15 protein-coding genes are annotated in these 16,407 nt (G+C 30.3%); 8 read left to right on the forward strand and 7 right to left on the reverse strand.

The genetic code is table 11. From position 1 onward, the window contains the following. Position 1: 1 nt before the first annotated feature. A complete protein-coding gene (locus L1S33_RS06465) occupies positions 2–1,429 on the forward strand; it encodes an MFS transporter (RefSeq protein ID WP_240561727.1) in 1,428 nt (475 codons plus the stop codon). A 28-nt stretch (positions 1,430–1,457) separates the two neighbouring features. On the opposite strand, the gene L1S33_RS06470 is transcribed toward L1S33_RS06465, so the two are convergent. From L1S33_RS06470 to L1S33_RS06480, 3 genes are all read right to left on the reverse strand, one after another. Continuing rightward, complete coding sequence (locus L1S33_RS06470; RefSeq protein WP_240561728.1) at positions 1,458–1,823, reverse strand: YchJ family protein; 366 nt, start codon at positions 1,821–1,823, stop codon at positions 1,458–1,460. A gap of 2 nt (positions 1,824–1,825) precedes the next feature. Then, positions 1,826–2,182, reverse strand: coding sequence for a hypothetical protein (locus tag L1S33_RS06475; protein WP_240561715.1), 357 nt, complete (start codon positions 2,180–2,182; stop codon positions 1,826–1,828). 171 nt (positions 2,183–2,353) lie between these two features. Then, positions 2,354–3,367, reverse strand: coding sequence for a LacI family DNA-binding transcriptional regulator (locus tag L1S33_RS06480; RefSeq protein WP_240552187.1), 1,014 nt, complete (start codon positions 3,365–3,367; stop codon positions 2,354–2,356). Positions 3,368–3,538: 171 nt separating this feature from the next. On the opposite strand from L1S33_RS06480, the gene L1S33_RS06485 reads away from it, so the two are divergent. From L1S33_RS06485 to L1S33_RS06500, 4 genes are all read left to right on the forward strand, one after another. After that, positions 3,539–6,172 carry a TonB-dependent receptor gene (locus L1S33_RS06485; protein WP_240561729.1) on the forward strand — a complete coding sequence of 878 codons (2,634 nt, stop codon included), beginning with the start codon at positions 3,539–3,541 and terminating at the stop codon, positions 6,170–6,172. A 106-nt stretch (positions 6,173–6,278) separates the two neighbouring features. Continuing rightward, positions 6,279–7,583, forward strand: a complete 1,305-nt coding sequence (locus L1S33_RS06490; protein ID WP_240561730.1) for an MFS transporter — start codon at positions 6,279–6,281, stop codon at positions 7,581–7,583. 36 nt (positions 7,584–7,619) lie between these two features. Further along, positions 7,620–8,552, forward strand: coding sequence for a carbohydrate kinase family protein (locus tag L1S33_RS06495; RefSeq protein ID WP_240561731.1), 933 nt, complete (start codon positions 7,620–7,622; stop codon positions 8,550–8,552). A 24-nt stretch (positions 8,553–8,576) separates the two neighbouring features. Next, positions 8,577–10,316 carry an alpha-amylase family protein gene (locus L1S33_RS06500; protein ID WP_240561732.1) on the forward strand — a complete coding sequence of 580 codons (1,740 nt, stop codon included), beginning with the start codon at positions 8,577–8,579 and terminating at the stop codon, positions 10,314–10,316. A gap of 50 nt (positions 10,317–10,366) precedes the next feature. Here L1S33_RS06500 and mnmE read toward each other — a convergent pair whose 3' ends face one another. Beyond that, the gene (gene mnmE, locus L1S33_RS06505) at positions 10,367–11,764 is read right to left on the reverse strand and encodes a tRNA uridine-5-carboxymethylaminomethyl(34) synthesis GTPase MnmE (RefSeq protein ID WP_240561733.1); all 1,398 of its coding nucleotides are present in this window, start codon (positions 11,762–11,764) and stop codon (positions 10,367–10,369) included. 209 nt (positions 11,765–11,973) lie between these two features. Here mnmE and L1S33_RS06510 point away from each other — a divergent pair, with 209 nt between their 5' ends. Then, on the forward strand, positions 11,974–12,312 hold the full coding sequence (locus L1S33_RS06510; protein WP_240552193.1) for a DUF4870 domain-containing protein: 339 nt from the start codon (positions 11,974–11,976) through the stop codon (positions 12,310–12,312). A gap of 266 nt (positions 12,313–12,578) precedes the next feature. Then, positions 12,579–13,085, forward strand: a complete 507-nt coding sequence (locus L1S33_RS06515; RefSeq protein WP_240561734.1) for a CAP domain-containing protein — start codon at positions 12,579–12,581, stop codon at positions 13,083–13,085. Positions 13,086–13,276: 191 nt separating this feature from the next. On the opposite strand, the gene L1S33_RS06520 is transcribed toward L1S33_RS06515, so the two are convergent. Genes L1S33_RS06520 through miaE form a run of 3 tightly spaced genes read right to left on the reverse strand, consistent with a single transcriptional unit; the run spans position 13,277 to position 14,863 of the window. Beyond that, the gene (locus tag L1S33_RS06520; RefSeq protein WP_240561735.1) at positions 13,277–13,717 is read right to left on the reverse strand and encodes a DUF4268 domain-containing protein; all 441 of its coding nucleotides are present in this window, start codon (positions 13,715–13,717) and stop codon (positions 13,277–13,279) included. 3 nt (positions 13,718–13,720) lie between these two features. Then, positions 13,721–14,227 carry a hypothetical protein gene (locus L1S33_RS06525; protein WP_240561736.1) on the reverse strand — a complete coding sequence of 169 codons (507 nt, stop codon included), beginning with the start codon at positions 14,225–14,227 and terminating at the stop codon, positions 13,721–13,723. Between the two features lie 54 nt (positions 14,228–14,281). Further along, the gene (gene miaE, locus L1S33_RS06530; protein WP_240561737.1) at positions 14,282–14,863 is read right to left on the reverse strand and encodes a tRNA-(ms[2]io[6]A)-hydroxylase; all 582 of its coding nucleotides are present in this window, start codon (positions 14,861–14,863) and stop codon (positions 14,282–14,284) included. Positions 14,864–15,085: 222 nt separating this feature from the next. Between miaE and L1S33_RS06535 the strand changes: the two genes are divergently transcribed. Next, the gene (locus tag L1S33_RS06535) at positions 15,086–16,399 is read left to right on the forward strand and encodes a DEAD/DEAH box helicase (protein WP_240561738.1); all 1,314 of its coding nucleotides are present in this window, start codon (positions 15,086–15,088) and stop codon (positions 16,397–16,399) included. Positions 16,400–16,407 lie beyond the last annotated feature (8 nt).

The following is a 16,407-nucleotide window of genomic DNA, read 5'->3' on the forward strand; positions in this document are numbered from 1 at the left end:
AATGGCTAAAAATAAAAAAGGAGTTAAAAATAAAGTACCTATGGAGCAAAAACTTGCTTTTGGGTTTGGTATGCTTGCTAATCAAATGTTTCCTGCTGCCTTGCAAATCTTTATGATGGTTTTGGTAAAAGGGTTAGGTTTTTCTCCGTTAATGTGGGGAATAATATTTTTTGCTCCTCGTATTTTCGATGCTTTTACCGATCCTATTATGGGTTTTATTTCAGATAATACAAAATCTAAATGGGGTAGACGTAGGCACTTTGTATTTATTGGTGGTATACTTATGGGTATTTCATTTATAGCAATGTGGCAGTTGTACCCGGAAAACGGATTAATGTATAATTTCACATATTTCATGGTTTGGTCATTTATTTTCTATTTAGGACTTACCATTTTTAGTGTACCTTACGTAGCTATGGGCTATGAAATGAGTGATGATTTTCATGAAAGAACTCGTATTATGGCCATTGCACAAATGATTGGTCAATGGGCATGGGTAATTGTTCCTTGGTTCTGGATTATTATTTATGATCCCGATTTATTTGAAAGTGCGCCAGCGGCTACAAGAGAACTATCGTATTATGTTGCAGCATTTTGTACATTATTGGCAATTATTCCTGCAATTTTTATAAAAAGTGAATCTACCGTAAACAATACTGATTTTACACCTATCAACAGAACTAATATTTCTAAAAGTTTTGGTAAAATTATTGGAAGCTTTAAAGAAGCTTTTCGTATTAAACAATTTAGAAAATTATGTATTGCTACTTTTTTGATTTACAATTCATTTATGACTATTGCTGCTTTTTCATTTTTTATAATTGTATCATATTTATTTAATGGAGATGCAGCTGCTGCAGGTATTTGGCCAACGCTGCATGGTAGTGTTGGAGCTTTGGTTACCACATTTATAGTTATTCCTATTATTGATAGAATTGCGATAAAATTAGGAAAAAAGAAAACATTTATGCTATCACAAGGTATTTCAATAATCGGTTACATTTTATTTTGGTTTCTGTTTATACCAGGTAAACCTTATATGTTTTTATTTGCCTTACCTTTCTTTTCTTTTGGTATTGGTGGTTTGTTCACTTTAATGATGTCTATGACTGCTGATGTTATTGATTTAGATGAATTAAATACAGGTTTGAGAAGAGAAGGAGCTTTTGGGGCTATTTATTGGTGGATGGTAAAATTCGGATTTGCAATTGCTGGGCTTTTAAGTGGAGTTTTTATGGCTTGGGTTGGATATACACCTGACGCTTCTACACAACCTGAAGGTGCCATAACAGGTATGAGGTTGTTTTATACATTTTTTCCAATTATAGGTACATTAGCAGCTATGTTTGTAATGCGTAGTTATGATATTACTGAAGAAAAGGCAATTGAAATTCGTGCTAAATTAAATAATTCAACTAAGAAAAATTAAGATATTATATTCTTTAAGAAATTACTTTTTATAATGCACTTTTATACACCCAATAATTATTTTCTTTCACAAAATGGGAATTTTCATGGATAACATTTAAAGATCCGTTTTCATAAAAATAAGCTTTAAACTCAACGTTGTTTTCTGTAGTTTGTAAAACATCTAATTTTATCCATTCTACAGATTTTGTCCAATCTAATATTTCCTTTTTTTCAAGTTTAGAAGGTCTGGTTGAGCTATGATGACTTTTTTGTAAATAGTCAATATTAGCCAATACAAACGCGCTATATCTAGAGCGCATTAAAGCTTCTGGTGTTGTTACACTTTTAATTTGTAAGTGTGCTTTTTTACAACAAGATTCATATAATTTTGAAGGATTACAAGGGCATTTCATAGTTAATTAATTAGTTCATTCTTTTTGATTCTAAAACATCGTTCTTCACCAAGAAATAAAGGATTTCCAAATTCCTCAGACCAAAAACCGTCTAAGATATCTTTAGAAATACATCTATAAACAACCACGCCTTTATAAATGCTGTTTTCATCGCCTTGATAATTAAAGTTAATGACTAAAATATTATCTTTAAAAAAACCTGTTCCAAATTGTTGTTGACTTTTGTTTATCAGCCATTTTGCAATAATTCTGTTATTTTCATCCAAAGTTAAAGACAAAGTTCCTTTGTAGGTTTTCTCATCTTCATTTTGGTTACTTCCGATTATTTGAAATTCACCTATTAAATCTTGAACTGTCATTTTTTTGATTATTAAAGAATTCTAAAGAAAACAAATCTATTTTCTAATACAAAATGTAATTTGCTTTTTAAATAAAGTTTCTAGTAAGTTAGGGTAGAGTATAGGTATAAGATTTAGTTAGAATTATATAATAAATTCTCAGAGCTTTTAAATAGAGAAATCTAATAGATTTTAATTTGTAGATTCTCTTATTACTAATTCGGTGTCTAATACTATTTCTTTATGGCTAATTGTTTTATTCTTCTTTTTATCTTTTATTTCTTTATATAATATTTTAAAGGCTTTTTTTCCCATTTCAAAACCAGGCTGATTAACAGTAGTTAAAGAAGGTGAAATTACTGATGCCATAAACCAATTGCTAAAACCTATAATATTAATTTCTTCTGGAATTTTTATGCCTTTCTTGTTAAATTCTGAGATAGCACCAATGGCAACTAAATCTGTATTTATAAATATTCCATCTACGTCTTTATGGTCTATTAAAAGTTGATTTGCAAAAAAAGCGCCTTCTTCAAAACTCATATCATCTAGTAAATACACCAAAGAAGAATCATATGGTAAATTATGGTCTGTTAATGCTTGTTTATAACCTAAAAAACGATCTATAGAATTTTGCGGTAATAAAGGACCTCTAAAGTGTGCAATTCTTTTACAACCAACATCAATAAGATGTTTGGTGGCTTGGTATGCAGCTTTTCTGTCGTCTATAATTACTTTAGAGCATTGTACAACTTTAGCAATTTTATCAAACATTACAATTGGTGTTTCTTGTTCAATAATTTCTGTTAAATGCTTATAGTCTCCGGTTCCGTTTGCTAATGAAATTAAAATACCATCAACTCTTTTGCTAAGTAATAAATCTATTTGTTTTTTTTCTAATTCATAAGATTCATTTGATTGAAGAATAATTACTAAATATCCTTTTTTTTCTGCTTGTTCAATAATGCCTTTTATAACACTTGAAAAAAAATGATGCACAATTTCAGGAATTATCAAACCAATGGTTTTAGATTCTTTTGTTCTTAAATTTACAGCAAAAGAGTTTGGTTTGTAATTTAACATAGAAGCAGTTTCTTTTACTAATTTCTTTGTTTTTTTACTAACGTCTTTGTATCCTTTTAAGGCTTTTGATACTGTTGTCACAGAAATTCCTAATTCTTCTGCAATTTGTTTAAGTGTAACCAAAGGGTGTTTTTTTAAAGTGAATTTTTCTCCTATAAATATAATGAAAATAATTAAATCGAAAACGTTTTCGGTAAATCGAAAACGTTTTCGATTTGTTTTTTGATATTTTATTGAGCTGTTAATGTAGATTTATCAAAAAAATAACCTAATTTTTATTAAATTCACACTAATATGAAAAATCAAATACACTTTAAACTTCTTGTTTTGATGGTATTTTTACTGTCAACAACAGCAATTATTGCACAGTCTACAGTTTCTGGGTCTGTAAAAGATCAAAATGGAGACCCAATACCTGGAGCAAACGTTCTTTTAAAAGGAGTTTCCCTTGGAGCAGACTCAGATTTTGATGGAAATTTTGAAATTAGAAATGTAGCAAACGGAACTTATACATTGGTAGCTTCATTTGTAGGTTTTGATAATTTTACAAAAGAGATTACAGTAAATTCTTCAAATTTAAATATAGATGTTGTTATTAAGGAAAACGCTCAATCATTAGATGAAGTAATAGTTACAGGAGTTGTAAATCCTAAATCTAAATTAGAGTCTAGTGTTTCTATTTCTACAATTAATGCAAAAGTAATAGCACAGTCTTCTCCAAGAACCACTAGTGAAATTTTTAGAAATATACCTGGAGTTCGTGCAGAATCTTCAGCAGGAGAAGGAAATTCTAATTTTAATGTACGTGGTGTACCTGTTTCTTCTGGTGGATCAAGATATTTACAATTACAAGAAGACGGATTACCTTTAAATTTATTTGGAGATACTTCTTTTGGAAATTCAGATAACTGGTTAAGAGCAGATCGTAATGTTGCTAGAGTAGAGGCAATTAGAGGAGGTTCTGCCTCAACACAAACTTCAAATGGACCTGCAGGAATTATTAACTTGATTAGTAAGACAGGAAAAACAGAAGGTGGTTCTGTAAGTACAACAGTAGGTTTAGATTTTAATACAAATAGAGTAGATTTTGAATATGGTACACCGTTAGAAAACGGTTTGTCTTACCATGTAGGTGGGTTTTTAAGAACTGGCGAAGGGCCAAGAGCAACAGGCTTTAATGCCAATAAGGGTGGGCAAATTAAAGCCAATCTTACAAAGAGGTTTAAGTCTGGTTTTATAAGAACATATGTTAAGTTTTTAAATGATAAAACAGCAATGTATATGCCAATGCCAATGTTATTACAAGGTACAGATGATAATCCAACATACGCTAACTTGCCTGGTTTTGATATTACTACAGATGCTTTACAATCTAAATATTTACAAGAAAGTTCTGGTCCAACAAGTAGTGATAGAAACAGACAATCTAGAGATGTAAGAGATGGTAATAATGTTATATCTAAATCTATAGGTGTAGAGTTTTCTTTTGATCTTGGTGAAGGATGGAAAGTAAGAAATAATGGTAGAATTGCAATAAACAATGGTGCCTTTATAGCTCCTTTTTCAGCAGGATTTGGTGAAACAAATGCTTTTGTAGCAGGATTACCAATACCACAACCAGCAACATTAACTTATGCAGATAATGGAGACGCATATGCTCCTGCAAACGGTTTAATTCAAAATATCCATGTTTTTGACACTACGATAGACGATTTAAGTAATGTAATGAATGATATAAAGGTAAGTAAAAAATTAGGCGATAAAGTTGCAGTTACTGCTGGATATTTTACGGCTACTCAAAACACAAAAATATCTTGGCAATGGAACTCTTTTTTACAAGAAGTAAAAGGTGGTGGAGACGCAAGGTTAGTAAATGTAGAGGGTTTATCTAGAGGAGGTCAATATGCTTATGGTACTCCGGTTTGGGGAAATTGTTGTCAACGTAAATACAACACTCAACATTCAGTAAACGCTCCATATGTAGGTTTAGATGCAGATTTAACTCCAAAATTAAATTTTGATGGAAGTATTCGTTTTGAAAATGTAAAAGTAGATGGTACAATCGCTACAACAAATCAAGTAGGAGAATTTGATGTAAATAACAACAATACAATTGAAGCCATAGAAATGGCAGTGCCAATTGTACAACCAAATCAAAATCAAATTGTTTCAGATGAATATAGTTTTACTTCATATTCAGCAGGTTTAAATTATAAAATTGATGAAGGTTCAGCAGTATTTGGTAGATATAGTAAAGGAGCTTCAGGTAGAGCAGCAGATAGAAACGGATATAATACAGACGGTACAGCAGATGTACAATATGATGAAGTATCTCAGTTTGAAGTTGGATATAAAAAACGTTTTGAAAAAGGAACACTTAACGTAACAGGTTTTTCATCGGTAACAGATGAAGCTGCTGGTTTTGAATTACAAAATACTGTAGGTAGTAAATACACAGCTACAGGTTTAGAGGTAGAAAGTGCCTTTAGGTTTGGAGATTTTTCAATAAATGGTTCTGCAACCTATACCAATGCTAAAATTAAAGAAGATAGAGGAGGTAATGGAGCAAATGATGGTAACAAACCAAGAAGACAGGCAGATTTAGTTTATAATTTGGCGCCTACATATTCTTTTGGAGTAGAAAAACAACATTTACTAGCGCTTACAGTATTAGGTACAACTGAATCTTATGCAACAGATGCAAATGATTTAGTACAACCAGGTTATGCTTATATTAATCTTTTAGGAAGAGTTGGTCTTACCAAAGGTTTATCTTTATCTTTAAATATTAACAACCTTTTTGACACTGTAGGTATTACAGAAGTAGAAGGTCAAGATGGTATAGCAATTAACGGAACAGATCGTTATGTTAGAGCAAGATCTATTACAGGTCGTTCATCAGCTTTAACATTACAATACACATTTTAAGTATTAGTTTGTAATTATTAAATTAAGTTTGAATTAAGAGAAAAAGGGTCAGTGTAATTCTTCATTGACTCTTTTTTATTAAACAACAAAGACTAAAATAAAAAAGATGTTAAAAAAACCAAGTTTAACTTTCTGGCAGATACTAAACATGAATGTTGGGTTCTTTGGAATTCAGTATAGTTTTGGTTTACAACAAAGTGCAATAACACCAATTTACGATTTTTTAGGAGCTAGTCCAGATCAAATTCCAATTTTACACCTTGCTGGCCCAGTAACAGGTTTGTTAGTTCAGCCAATTATTGGAGCATTAAGTGATAAAACATGGAGTCCAAGATTTGGAAGACGTAAACCTTACTTCTTAATTGGAGCTATTATATGTAGTTTAACCTTACTTATATTTCCATACAGTAGTGCTTTATGGATGGCAGCAGGTTTGTTATGGATTTTAGATGTTGGTAATAATACAGCAATGGAGCCTTATCGTGCTCTTATTGCAGATAAATTAAATGATGATCAGCAACCTTTAGGTTTTCAGATGCAAAGCTTTTTTACAGGCTTAGGACAAGTATTGGTAAATCTATCCATATTTGCTTTCACTTTCTTTTTTATGGGACAAATAGGTTTATTTGGCACAGGCGAATTACCTACATGGGTTTATTATTCTTTTTTCCTTGGCGCCTTTTGTTCTATTGCTTCTGTATTGTGGAGTATAAGTAAAACTGATGAAATTCCACCATCGCCAGAAGAATTAGAAAAACTTAAGACAGAAAAAGTAAGTGCATATGGCTCAATAGTAGAAATATTTTCTGCTATTAAAGATATGCCAAAAGTTATGTGGCAATTAGCATTAGTTTATTTGTTTCAATGGTATGCTTTATTTTGTTATTGGCAAAATTCATCTAAAAGTATAGCGCTTTCTGTTTGGAATGCCACTCCAGATGATACAGAGCTTTATAGCGAAGCTGTAGGTTGGGGAGCTTTAGTAAATGGTTGGTATAATGTTGTCACTTTTTTAGTAGCATTTGCTTTAGTTGGTTTTGCAAAAAAAATAAGCCCTAAAAAAGTTCACGCTTTTTGTTTAATAATAGCTGCAGTAGGTTTTTTAGCATTTCCACATATAGAAGAAAAAAACATGCTACTTTTTGCTATCACCGGTTTTGGTATTGGTTGGGCAAGTATAATGGGAATACCCTATTTAATGATAGTTTCAGAAATACCTAAAGAACGTTATGGTGTTTACATGGGAATTATTAATATGATGATTGTAATCCCAATGATTATACAAACATTATCTTTTGGATTTATCTTAAAGAATTTTTTAAATAACGATCCAAGAAATGCAATTACTTTTGCTGGTGTTTTACTAGTAATAAGTGCAATTCTTACTCTTTTTATTAAAAGTAAAAAGTAGTAGTAGATTAACTTTTTTACATAAAATAACATACAATTGGAAAATAATAATATCGACATTTTATGTGTTGGAGAAGTCTTAGTAGATTTCATTGGCCATCAAAAAGATGCACTTATAAGTAATACCAGAGACTATCATAGGTATTTAGGAGGTTCTCCAACCAACGTAGCAATGAATTCTGCAAGATTAGGTTTAAAATCCACAATGATTTCTACAGTAGGAAATGATGGATTTGGGCAATATATTTTTATGCGATTAAATGAAGTTGGTGTAGATACCACTAATATTAAAAAACATGATAAAAAACCTACTAGTGTAATTTTTGTTTCTAAATCTCAAGGAACTCCAGATTTTATCCCTTTTCGGGAATCAGATTCTTATATTACAGAAGATCAGATATCTAAAGAAACACTTCTTAGAACAAAGATATTTCATACAACATGTTTTGCTTTGAGTAAAGAACCTGCGCAATCTACAATACTACAAAAAGCTAAAGAAGCTTTTAAATTAGGATGTAAATTAAGTGTAGATCTTAACTATTCAGACAAATTATGGGAAAGTAAAGAACAGGCCGTAAAAGTAATTAAAGCATATTGTAAATATAATCCATTAATTAAAATTAGTGAAGATGATATGTTACGATTATTTGGTAAAGAATTACCACATCAAGAAATTTTTGACTTCTTTCATAATGAAGGCGTAGAAACGATTTGTTTAACATTAGGAAGTAAAGGTGTTAAATTATCTCAAAAAGGACATGAAATAATTCAATTACCAGCTATAAAAGTAGAAACAATAATGGACACTACTGGAGCAGGAGATGCATTCTGGTCAGGCTTTTTATTTGCTTATATTAAAGAAAAACCAATGCTAGAATGTTTGCATGTGGCATTAAAGTTAGCAGCTTTAAAGCTTCAAAATGTAGGTAGGTTACCGGATAATATTAATATTTTATCAAAGCTTTTATAAGTCTCTTCCAAATAATATCATTTTATGAAACTAGAAAATAAAAACACTATTTCTAACGGAGTAATGCTAAACGCATACCCAGATAGTATAGGTCATAAATTAAGTGACACCGTTAAGATGCTCCAAAGAAGAGAGTTTAAAGATGTCTTTTCTTTATTTTACATATTGCCAACCTTTTTTAATAGTGATTTAGATAGAGGTTTTTCTATAATAGATTATAACTTAAATGAAGAACTAGTTGCAACACAAGATTTAAAAGCGCTAGAAGATTTAAATATTGAACTAAAATTTGATATTGTTTTAAACCATTTATCGGTTAATTCTCCGCAATTTATAGATTTATTGGCTAATGGTGAGAAATCAAAATATAAAGATTTTTTTATTAATTGGAATACTTTTTGGAAAGATAATGGAACCTTAAATAACGATGGAATTATAATACCAAAAGAAGAATTTCTTAATAAGTTATTTATGAGAAAATCTGGACTTCCAATTTTAAAAGTACCTTTTCCAAATGGTGAAGAAAAACCATATTGGAATACTTTTTATCAGGAAGTAAATTATCAAAGGATTCAAATAAGTGATTTAGATTTATTTTCAAGTATAACCCTTGAAGATAAAAAAGATATATGTCAAAAAATAAATATTGCAATTCAAAATAAAGAAGATATTACTATTCTAGATTTTGAAGAAAAAAATATTTTAAAGACAGATATTTTAAAAATAGTTAAAAAAAATAAATCCTTTTTAGGTCAAATGGATGTAAATGCCAAGTCAGAGTTAGTTTGGGATTTTTATGAAGAAACCTTAAAAAAAGTAAAAAGTTTTGGTTGTAAAATTTTACGATTAGATGCTTTTTCTTATTTACACAAAGAAATTGGGCAAACTAATTTTTTTAACAAACCAGGTACTTGGAATTATTTAGATAGGATTAATGAGATAGCAAAGAAAAATGATTTAATACTATTACCAGAAATTCATGCAGAATATGGTTTAGATTTACATGATGAAGTTGCAAAAGAAGGGTATCAAATCTACGATTTTTTCTTACCAGGATTAATGATTCACACTATAGAAAGTGCAACAAACAAAGCTCTTTTAAATTGGATAAATGAAATTGTAGAAAAAGGATATAAAACCGTTAATATGTTAGGATGCCATGATGGTATTCCGGTTTTAGATTTAAAAGGAAAAGAAGTAAATGGAACTTTTAATAAAGGTTTGTTAGAGGATTCTGAGCTAGATACTGTAATGAATACAATTATTGAGCGAGGAGGACGTGTTAAAAACTTATATGATCCATCAGGAAAGAAAATATCTTATTATCAAGTTAACGCTACTTTCTTTAGTGCATTAGGAGAAAATGAAAATAAATTATTGCTTGCAAGAGCAATTCAACTTTTTATGCCTGGTATTCCTCAAATTTGGTATTTAGACCTTTTTGCTGGAAAAAATAATTATATAGCAGCTGATAAAGGCGGTAGTGGAGGTCATAAAGAAATTAATAGAACAACCCTTACAGATAAAGATATTGAAGAAGGTATTAAAAAAGATATTGTTAAAAATCAACTTAAAATAATTCGTTTAAGGAACACTTTGTCAGCATTTTCTGGAGAGATTAAAATAAAAAACACCTCAGAAGAAACGCTAAGTATTTTATGGGTTTATAAAAATGCTACAGCAGCGTTAAATGCAAACTTAAAAACATTTTCATTTACAATATCTTACAGTGAAGACGGTGATGTCAAAACTTTAAAATTTTAATTTTAATTTCAAACCCATATACCTTTTTTATCAACTAAAAGAAAGTTATTCTACTTCCCGATACAAAAATTCCCAAAAATATGCCCCAGAATATCTTTATCAACATCATATTCTCCGGTAATGTTGCCCAGATGGCGTAAACATTCTCTAATATCGATTGAAAACAAATCCGTTCCAATTTCTAGGTCAATTCCTTCTTGTACAGAAGTAATAGCAATTAAAGCATTGTTTAAAGCTTCAAAATGGCGAGAATTGGTAACAATAGTTTCATTATTACTTAAAGCGCCTGTATTTACAAGAGAAGTTAGTTCAGTTTTAAGCTCGTCTATTCCTGTTTTTTGTTTTGCTGAAAGTAAAATTAAGTTTTCAATTTCAGATTGTAAAATTGAAGAATCGTGACAAGATAATGTATCAATTTTATTAGCAATAACTAACAAACGTTTATAGGGAAAACGTTCTTTAATTGTTTCAATTTCTTGTAAAAATTCTTCACTAGAATGAGAGAATTTATTAGAATCAATTAAGAAAATAATTAGTTGTGCATTTTCTGCTTTTTCGTATGCTTTTTTAATTCCGATACTTTCTACAACATCTTCCGTTTCTCTAATTCCGGCAGTATCAATAAATCTAAAAGCAACACCATCAATAATCATTTCATCTTCAATAGCATCTCTGGTGGTACCAGCAATGTCTGAAACTATGGCTTTTTCTTCGTTTAAAAGTGTATTTAATAAAGTGGATTTCCCAACATTTGGCTCACCAATTATTGCAACAGGAATTCCGTTTTTCATGGCATTTCCAAAGGCAAAAGAATCTATTAAACGTTTTAGAACAAAGGTGATTTTTGTCACCAATTCTTTAAATTTAGTTCTGTCTGCAAACTCAACATCTTCACCAGAAAAATCGAGCTCCAATTCAATCAAAGCTGCAAAATCTAGTAATTTAACACGCAATTCTTTTAGTTCATTTGTAATTCCACCACGCATTTGCTGAATTGCCATTTTATGACTTGCTTCAGAATTAGAAGCAATAACATCAGCCACAGCTTCAGCTTGACTTAAATCCATCTTACCATTTAAAAAAGCACGCATGGTAAATTCTCCATTATCTGCCATTCTACAACCATTCTTTAAGAATAGTTGAATAATTTCTTGCTGAATAAAACTAGAACCATGACAAGAAATTTCAATAACATTTTCGCCAGTGTAGGAGTGAGGGTTTTTAAAAATTGAAACCAAAACTTCATCTACAATACGTTCATTATCAATAATATTACCTAAATGTAATGTGTGCGTTTTTTGTTTGGTTAAATCCTTGTTTCTAATCGATTTAAAAAAAGGAGCTACAATATTAATTGCTTCTTTTCCAGAAAGGCGTATAACAGAAATTGCGCCAACACCTGCAGGAGTTGCCAAAGCTATAATTGTATCGTCGAAGTTAGAATTCAAAATTGATGGTTTTTTGTGCAAAGATAGTTGTAAACTACTTTGAGGCAAATCTAAGAGACATTAAATTGAAAATAACCTTAAAATTTTGACACAGGCTTGTCACATTTAAATCTCAATTATCGAGTAAGTAGCGTTAATTTCTTTAAAAACTGTAACAAAACAGCAAATTATGCGTCGTATATATACAAACAACTACAAAAACAATAAAAATGAAAAAGAACAAACAATTACTCGTTTTAACCCATTTAAGTCAATTATTAGATTTCGTTTCAGGAATTGGTGGCTTTATAGTTCCATTAATACTTTGGCTTGTAAAAAAGGATGAAGTTTTAGGAATGGACAAACAAGGTAAAGAAATACTTAACTTTAGAATATCAATGTTTATTTATGCTTTAATCTGTATTCCGTTAGTAATTTTATTCGGATTAGGATTAATAGGCTTTTTTGTAATCGGAATTTTCTATTTAATCTTCCCCATTATAAACGCCATCAAAGTAAGTAATAATGAAGAACCAAACTATCCTTTTAGCATACAATTTATAAGCTAAAATCTATATATTATTTGAATTAAAACCTCTAAGTTTATTTTATACTTAGAGGTTTTTTTCTGTTTTACATTTAATGAAATATATTAAAAGTAAAGTCTTTTTTAAAGAATAGTGTATTCTCTTTCATTAAGTTGAATTGGTGGTTTATATTCAGTATATTATGTGTTTTGTTGTTGAATATTTATAAAAATTTCAAATAAAATTTGTTTTTAATAAAAAAGAAATACTAAATTAGCATCAATATTAACCCCTAAATATTATTAATTATGTTTACTTCCCCTAAACAAAAGTTCTTACCAATTGCCCTATGCCTAATTTTTTTTATTACATCTTGTTCTTCTAGTGAAGAATCAGTAGTTGTTGCTGCTGAAGAGCCTGTAGTAGAATATATTGCGCCTAGTTCATTAGAAAATGAAATTTTAAATCGAATTAACGATTATAGAGTTTCAATTAACTTACCAGTACTTAATAACTTTAACATTGTAAAAGTTCCTGCACTTACTCACACACATTATATGATTGGTGAGCAAGAAGTTTCTCACGACGGGTTTCTCACTCGTGCAAATTATTTAGTAGAAAATGCAGATGTTATTAGTGCGGCAGAAAATGTTGCTTCTGGATATACCACTGCAGAAGGCGTTGTAGACGCTTGGATTGCTAGTGATGGACACAGAGCAAACATTGAAGGTGATTATAACTATTTCGATGTTATTGCTAGAAAAGACAGCGATGGACGTTGGTATTACACAAACATCTTTGTGAAAAAACCTTAATAAAGGTTTAATTTTACTATTTAAAGCCTGACTTTAAAGTTGATTTTTTTCAACATAAAGTCAGGCTTTTTTTATTTTGGACGTTACCTTTCAGGTCGCGCTTTCCGTTATATCTTTTATTTATAAACTCATAAAAGGATGCCACTTCAATCGCTAACGCGGGCGTATTTATGAAATAAAAGTATAACTATTTAAGAAACTGATTGTCTAATAAAGTCTTTGTATTCGTAAAAGAAAAGCTCAAACTTTGGCATAGTTTCTACATAAAATTCAAAACAATCTCTCCAAGTATTTTTATTATGCACACTAAACTTACCTTCAAACGGAACGTAAATTCGGTGAATTATCTTTTTGCTTTCTTCCAATTCAAAAGTTGCATCAAAAATTACTTCTGGTATTTCAGTTTCTAACAACACTTTTAAAGACAACATTTGGTCGTATAAAAGTTCGTTGTGTATTTCTTCTGGATGCTCAATATCCAAACAAACAGATGCTTTTTTTCTATCTGCCTGAAATTTAAAAGCAAAACCTTTTATTTTGGTATTGTACAACAACCATTTTCTTGGAAACGATTTTCCAAAACTTGTCCAAAACTCTTTACGTAATTGTGCTGATTCTTCTTTTGAAAACATATTTTAGAGAGTATTTTGTTTAGGAGAATCATTATTTAATAATTTAATTATTCTTGGTTGAATAATCCAAATACCAATTGGAAACATCCAAAAACCTAACATATACCAACCATAACCTTCTTTTTTATTTCTTAATGTTGTTATACATTTTGATAGAAAATAAATTGTGTGTATCATACAGAAAAACATAAGAAAGTGTAATGGAATGATTAACCAAGCTTTCCAACCATATTCTGAAATATTCTCGTTATTAATCTCATATCCTCCTAAAAATATAAAAACAATGAAAAGATAAGTTACAACAAAATAAATTTGAAGTTTAAACTGCTTTAAGTTTAAAATCGATTTATCTTTTAATTTATTATATAAAATTTCACCTGTAGAAAGGGTCCAATAAGTAACTAATAGAAATAAAATACCAAATAGTAAATCTCCGATTATAGTTTCTGAAAATGTAGAAACTATAATTATTGCTAAAAATATTACCCATGGTTTAATCGTTAAAATCATTCTCATACTTTATTCTAATTTTTTTCTTCCTTTAGTATGGATTAAGATTGGATTTTACCCATGAATTTTAGCTTCCGATCCACGATTTTTCATCATTTCAGCTTCAAAGGCAACTAAAGCATTCCATTTTTTATCTACAATTGCTCGGTCTTGGTATTGACGTGCAAATGCTAAAAAAGTTGTGTAATGGTTGGCTTCAGAAATCATTAAATCTTTATAGAATTTAGATAATTCTTCGTCTTCCATATTTTCTGAAAACACCTTAAAACGCTCGCAACTTCTGGCTTCAATTAATGCTGCAATTAATAAACGTTGCACTAAAGCATCCGTTCTGTCGCCTGTTTTCTTAAAAAACTTTTGCAAACGAATTGCATAATCGTTTCTTTGTTCTCTACCTAAAACCATTCCGCGTTTTACCATTAATAAATGTACCATTCTAAAATGTTCCATTTCTTCAATAGCAATATTGCTCATTTCTTTTACAAGTTCCGTTTCTTCGGAATAATTTATAATGATAGAAACAGCATTTGAAGCAGCTTTTTGCTCTAAAAAGGCATGATCTGTTAATATTTGCTGTAAGTTGTCTTTGGCAATGTCTGCCCAAGAAGTTTCGGTTTCGAATTGTAATCCTAACATTGTTGTGGTTTCTTGTGGCAAAAGTAAAAAATATTGTTCATAAAAAGTTAATTAGTTAGCAAACAAGTTTAGCCCTGATTGAACGGTTTGTTTGAGCTCGTTGAGGAACGAAACAGCGAGTAGTGAAAGCAGGAAATAGCTTCTAAAAAATAAAAAAACAGTTGAACGGAGTTTCTGGTAAAAGACTAACTATCTTTGCCAAAATTTAAGTTTTACAACGGTATGGCAAATAATATAAAAGGACAGGAAGAGATTTTAGCAAAACTAAATATCTACGAACTAAATGAAATGCAAAATGAAGCTATTGCTGTTGTAGAGGAAACTGCAAATACAGTGATTTTATCGCCTACTGGAACGGGTAAAACATTGGCTTTTTTGTTGCCAACGCTTAAATTAATTGATCCTGAGAATAAAGATATTCAGGTTTTAATTTTGGTTCCGTCTAGAGAATTGGCAATTCAAATTGAGCAAGTTATCCGCGAAATGGGAACTGGTTTTAAGGTAAATGCGGTTTACGGCGGACGTTCTATGGCGAAGGATAAAATTGAAATTAAGCACACACCAAGTATTTTAATTGGAACGCCGGGAAGAATTTCGGACCATTTTGCAAACGATCGTTTTTCTAAAGAAAGCATAAAAACCTTAATTTTAGATGAGTTTGATAAGTCTTTAGAGGTTGGTTTTGAATATGAAATGCGCGGAATTATTAATCAATTACCAAATCTTACCAAACGTATTTTAACTTCGGCAACGCAAGAAGCAGAAATACCAGGTTTTGTGGGTTTAAATAATGCAAAGACTTTAAATTACTTAACAGGAAAAAAATCTAAGAAATTAGATATTAAAATTGTGAGTTCTCCTGCTAAAAATAAGAATCAGACGTTGTTAGACTTGTTAAGACATGTTGGTAGCGAACCTGGAATTATTTTTTGTAACTTAAAAGATAGCATTCAGCATGTAAGTGCTTTTTTAGAGAAAAATAAAATCAGTCATAGTTGTTTTTCTGGCGGAATGGAGCAAAAAGATAGAGAACGCTCTTTAATAAAATTTAGAAATGGAACCAGTCGCGTTTTAATTGCTACAGATTTAGCTGCAAGAGGAATTGACATTCCAGAACTTAAATTTATTACACATTACGAACTTCCAGAACGTTTAGAAGAATTTACGCACAGAAATGGTAGAACCGCAAGAGTTGATGCCAAAGGAACTGCATATGTTATAAAATGGGAAAAAGAGCATTTGCCAGATTTTATTAAAGGTGCAACCAATGCAAATATTACTTCTAAAGAAAAAGTAAAAGCGCAATATTGGGAAACGTTATTTATTTCGGGCGGAAGAAAAGACAAGATTTCTAAAGGAGATATTGCTGGTTTATTCTTTAAAAAAGGCGATTTAACTAAAGATCAATTAGGTGTTATAGAATTAAAGCAAGATTGTGCTTTTATTGCTGTACCAGTTTCTGAAGCTGATAATTTGGTTGAAAAACTAAACAATACACGTTTAAAAAGTAAAAAAGTTAGGATTCATACTATTTAAAAATAGAA

Source organism: Tenacibaculum aquimarinum (genome assembly GCF_022478115.1).
Lineage (GTDB): Bacteria > Bacteroidota > Bacteroidia > Flavobacteriales > Flavobacteriaceae > Polaribacter > Polaribacter aquimarinum_A.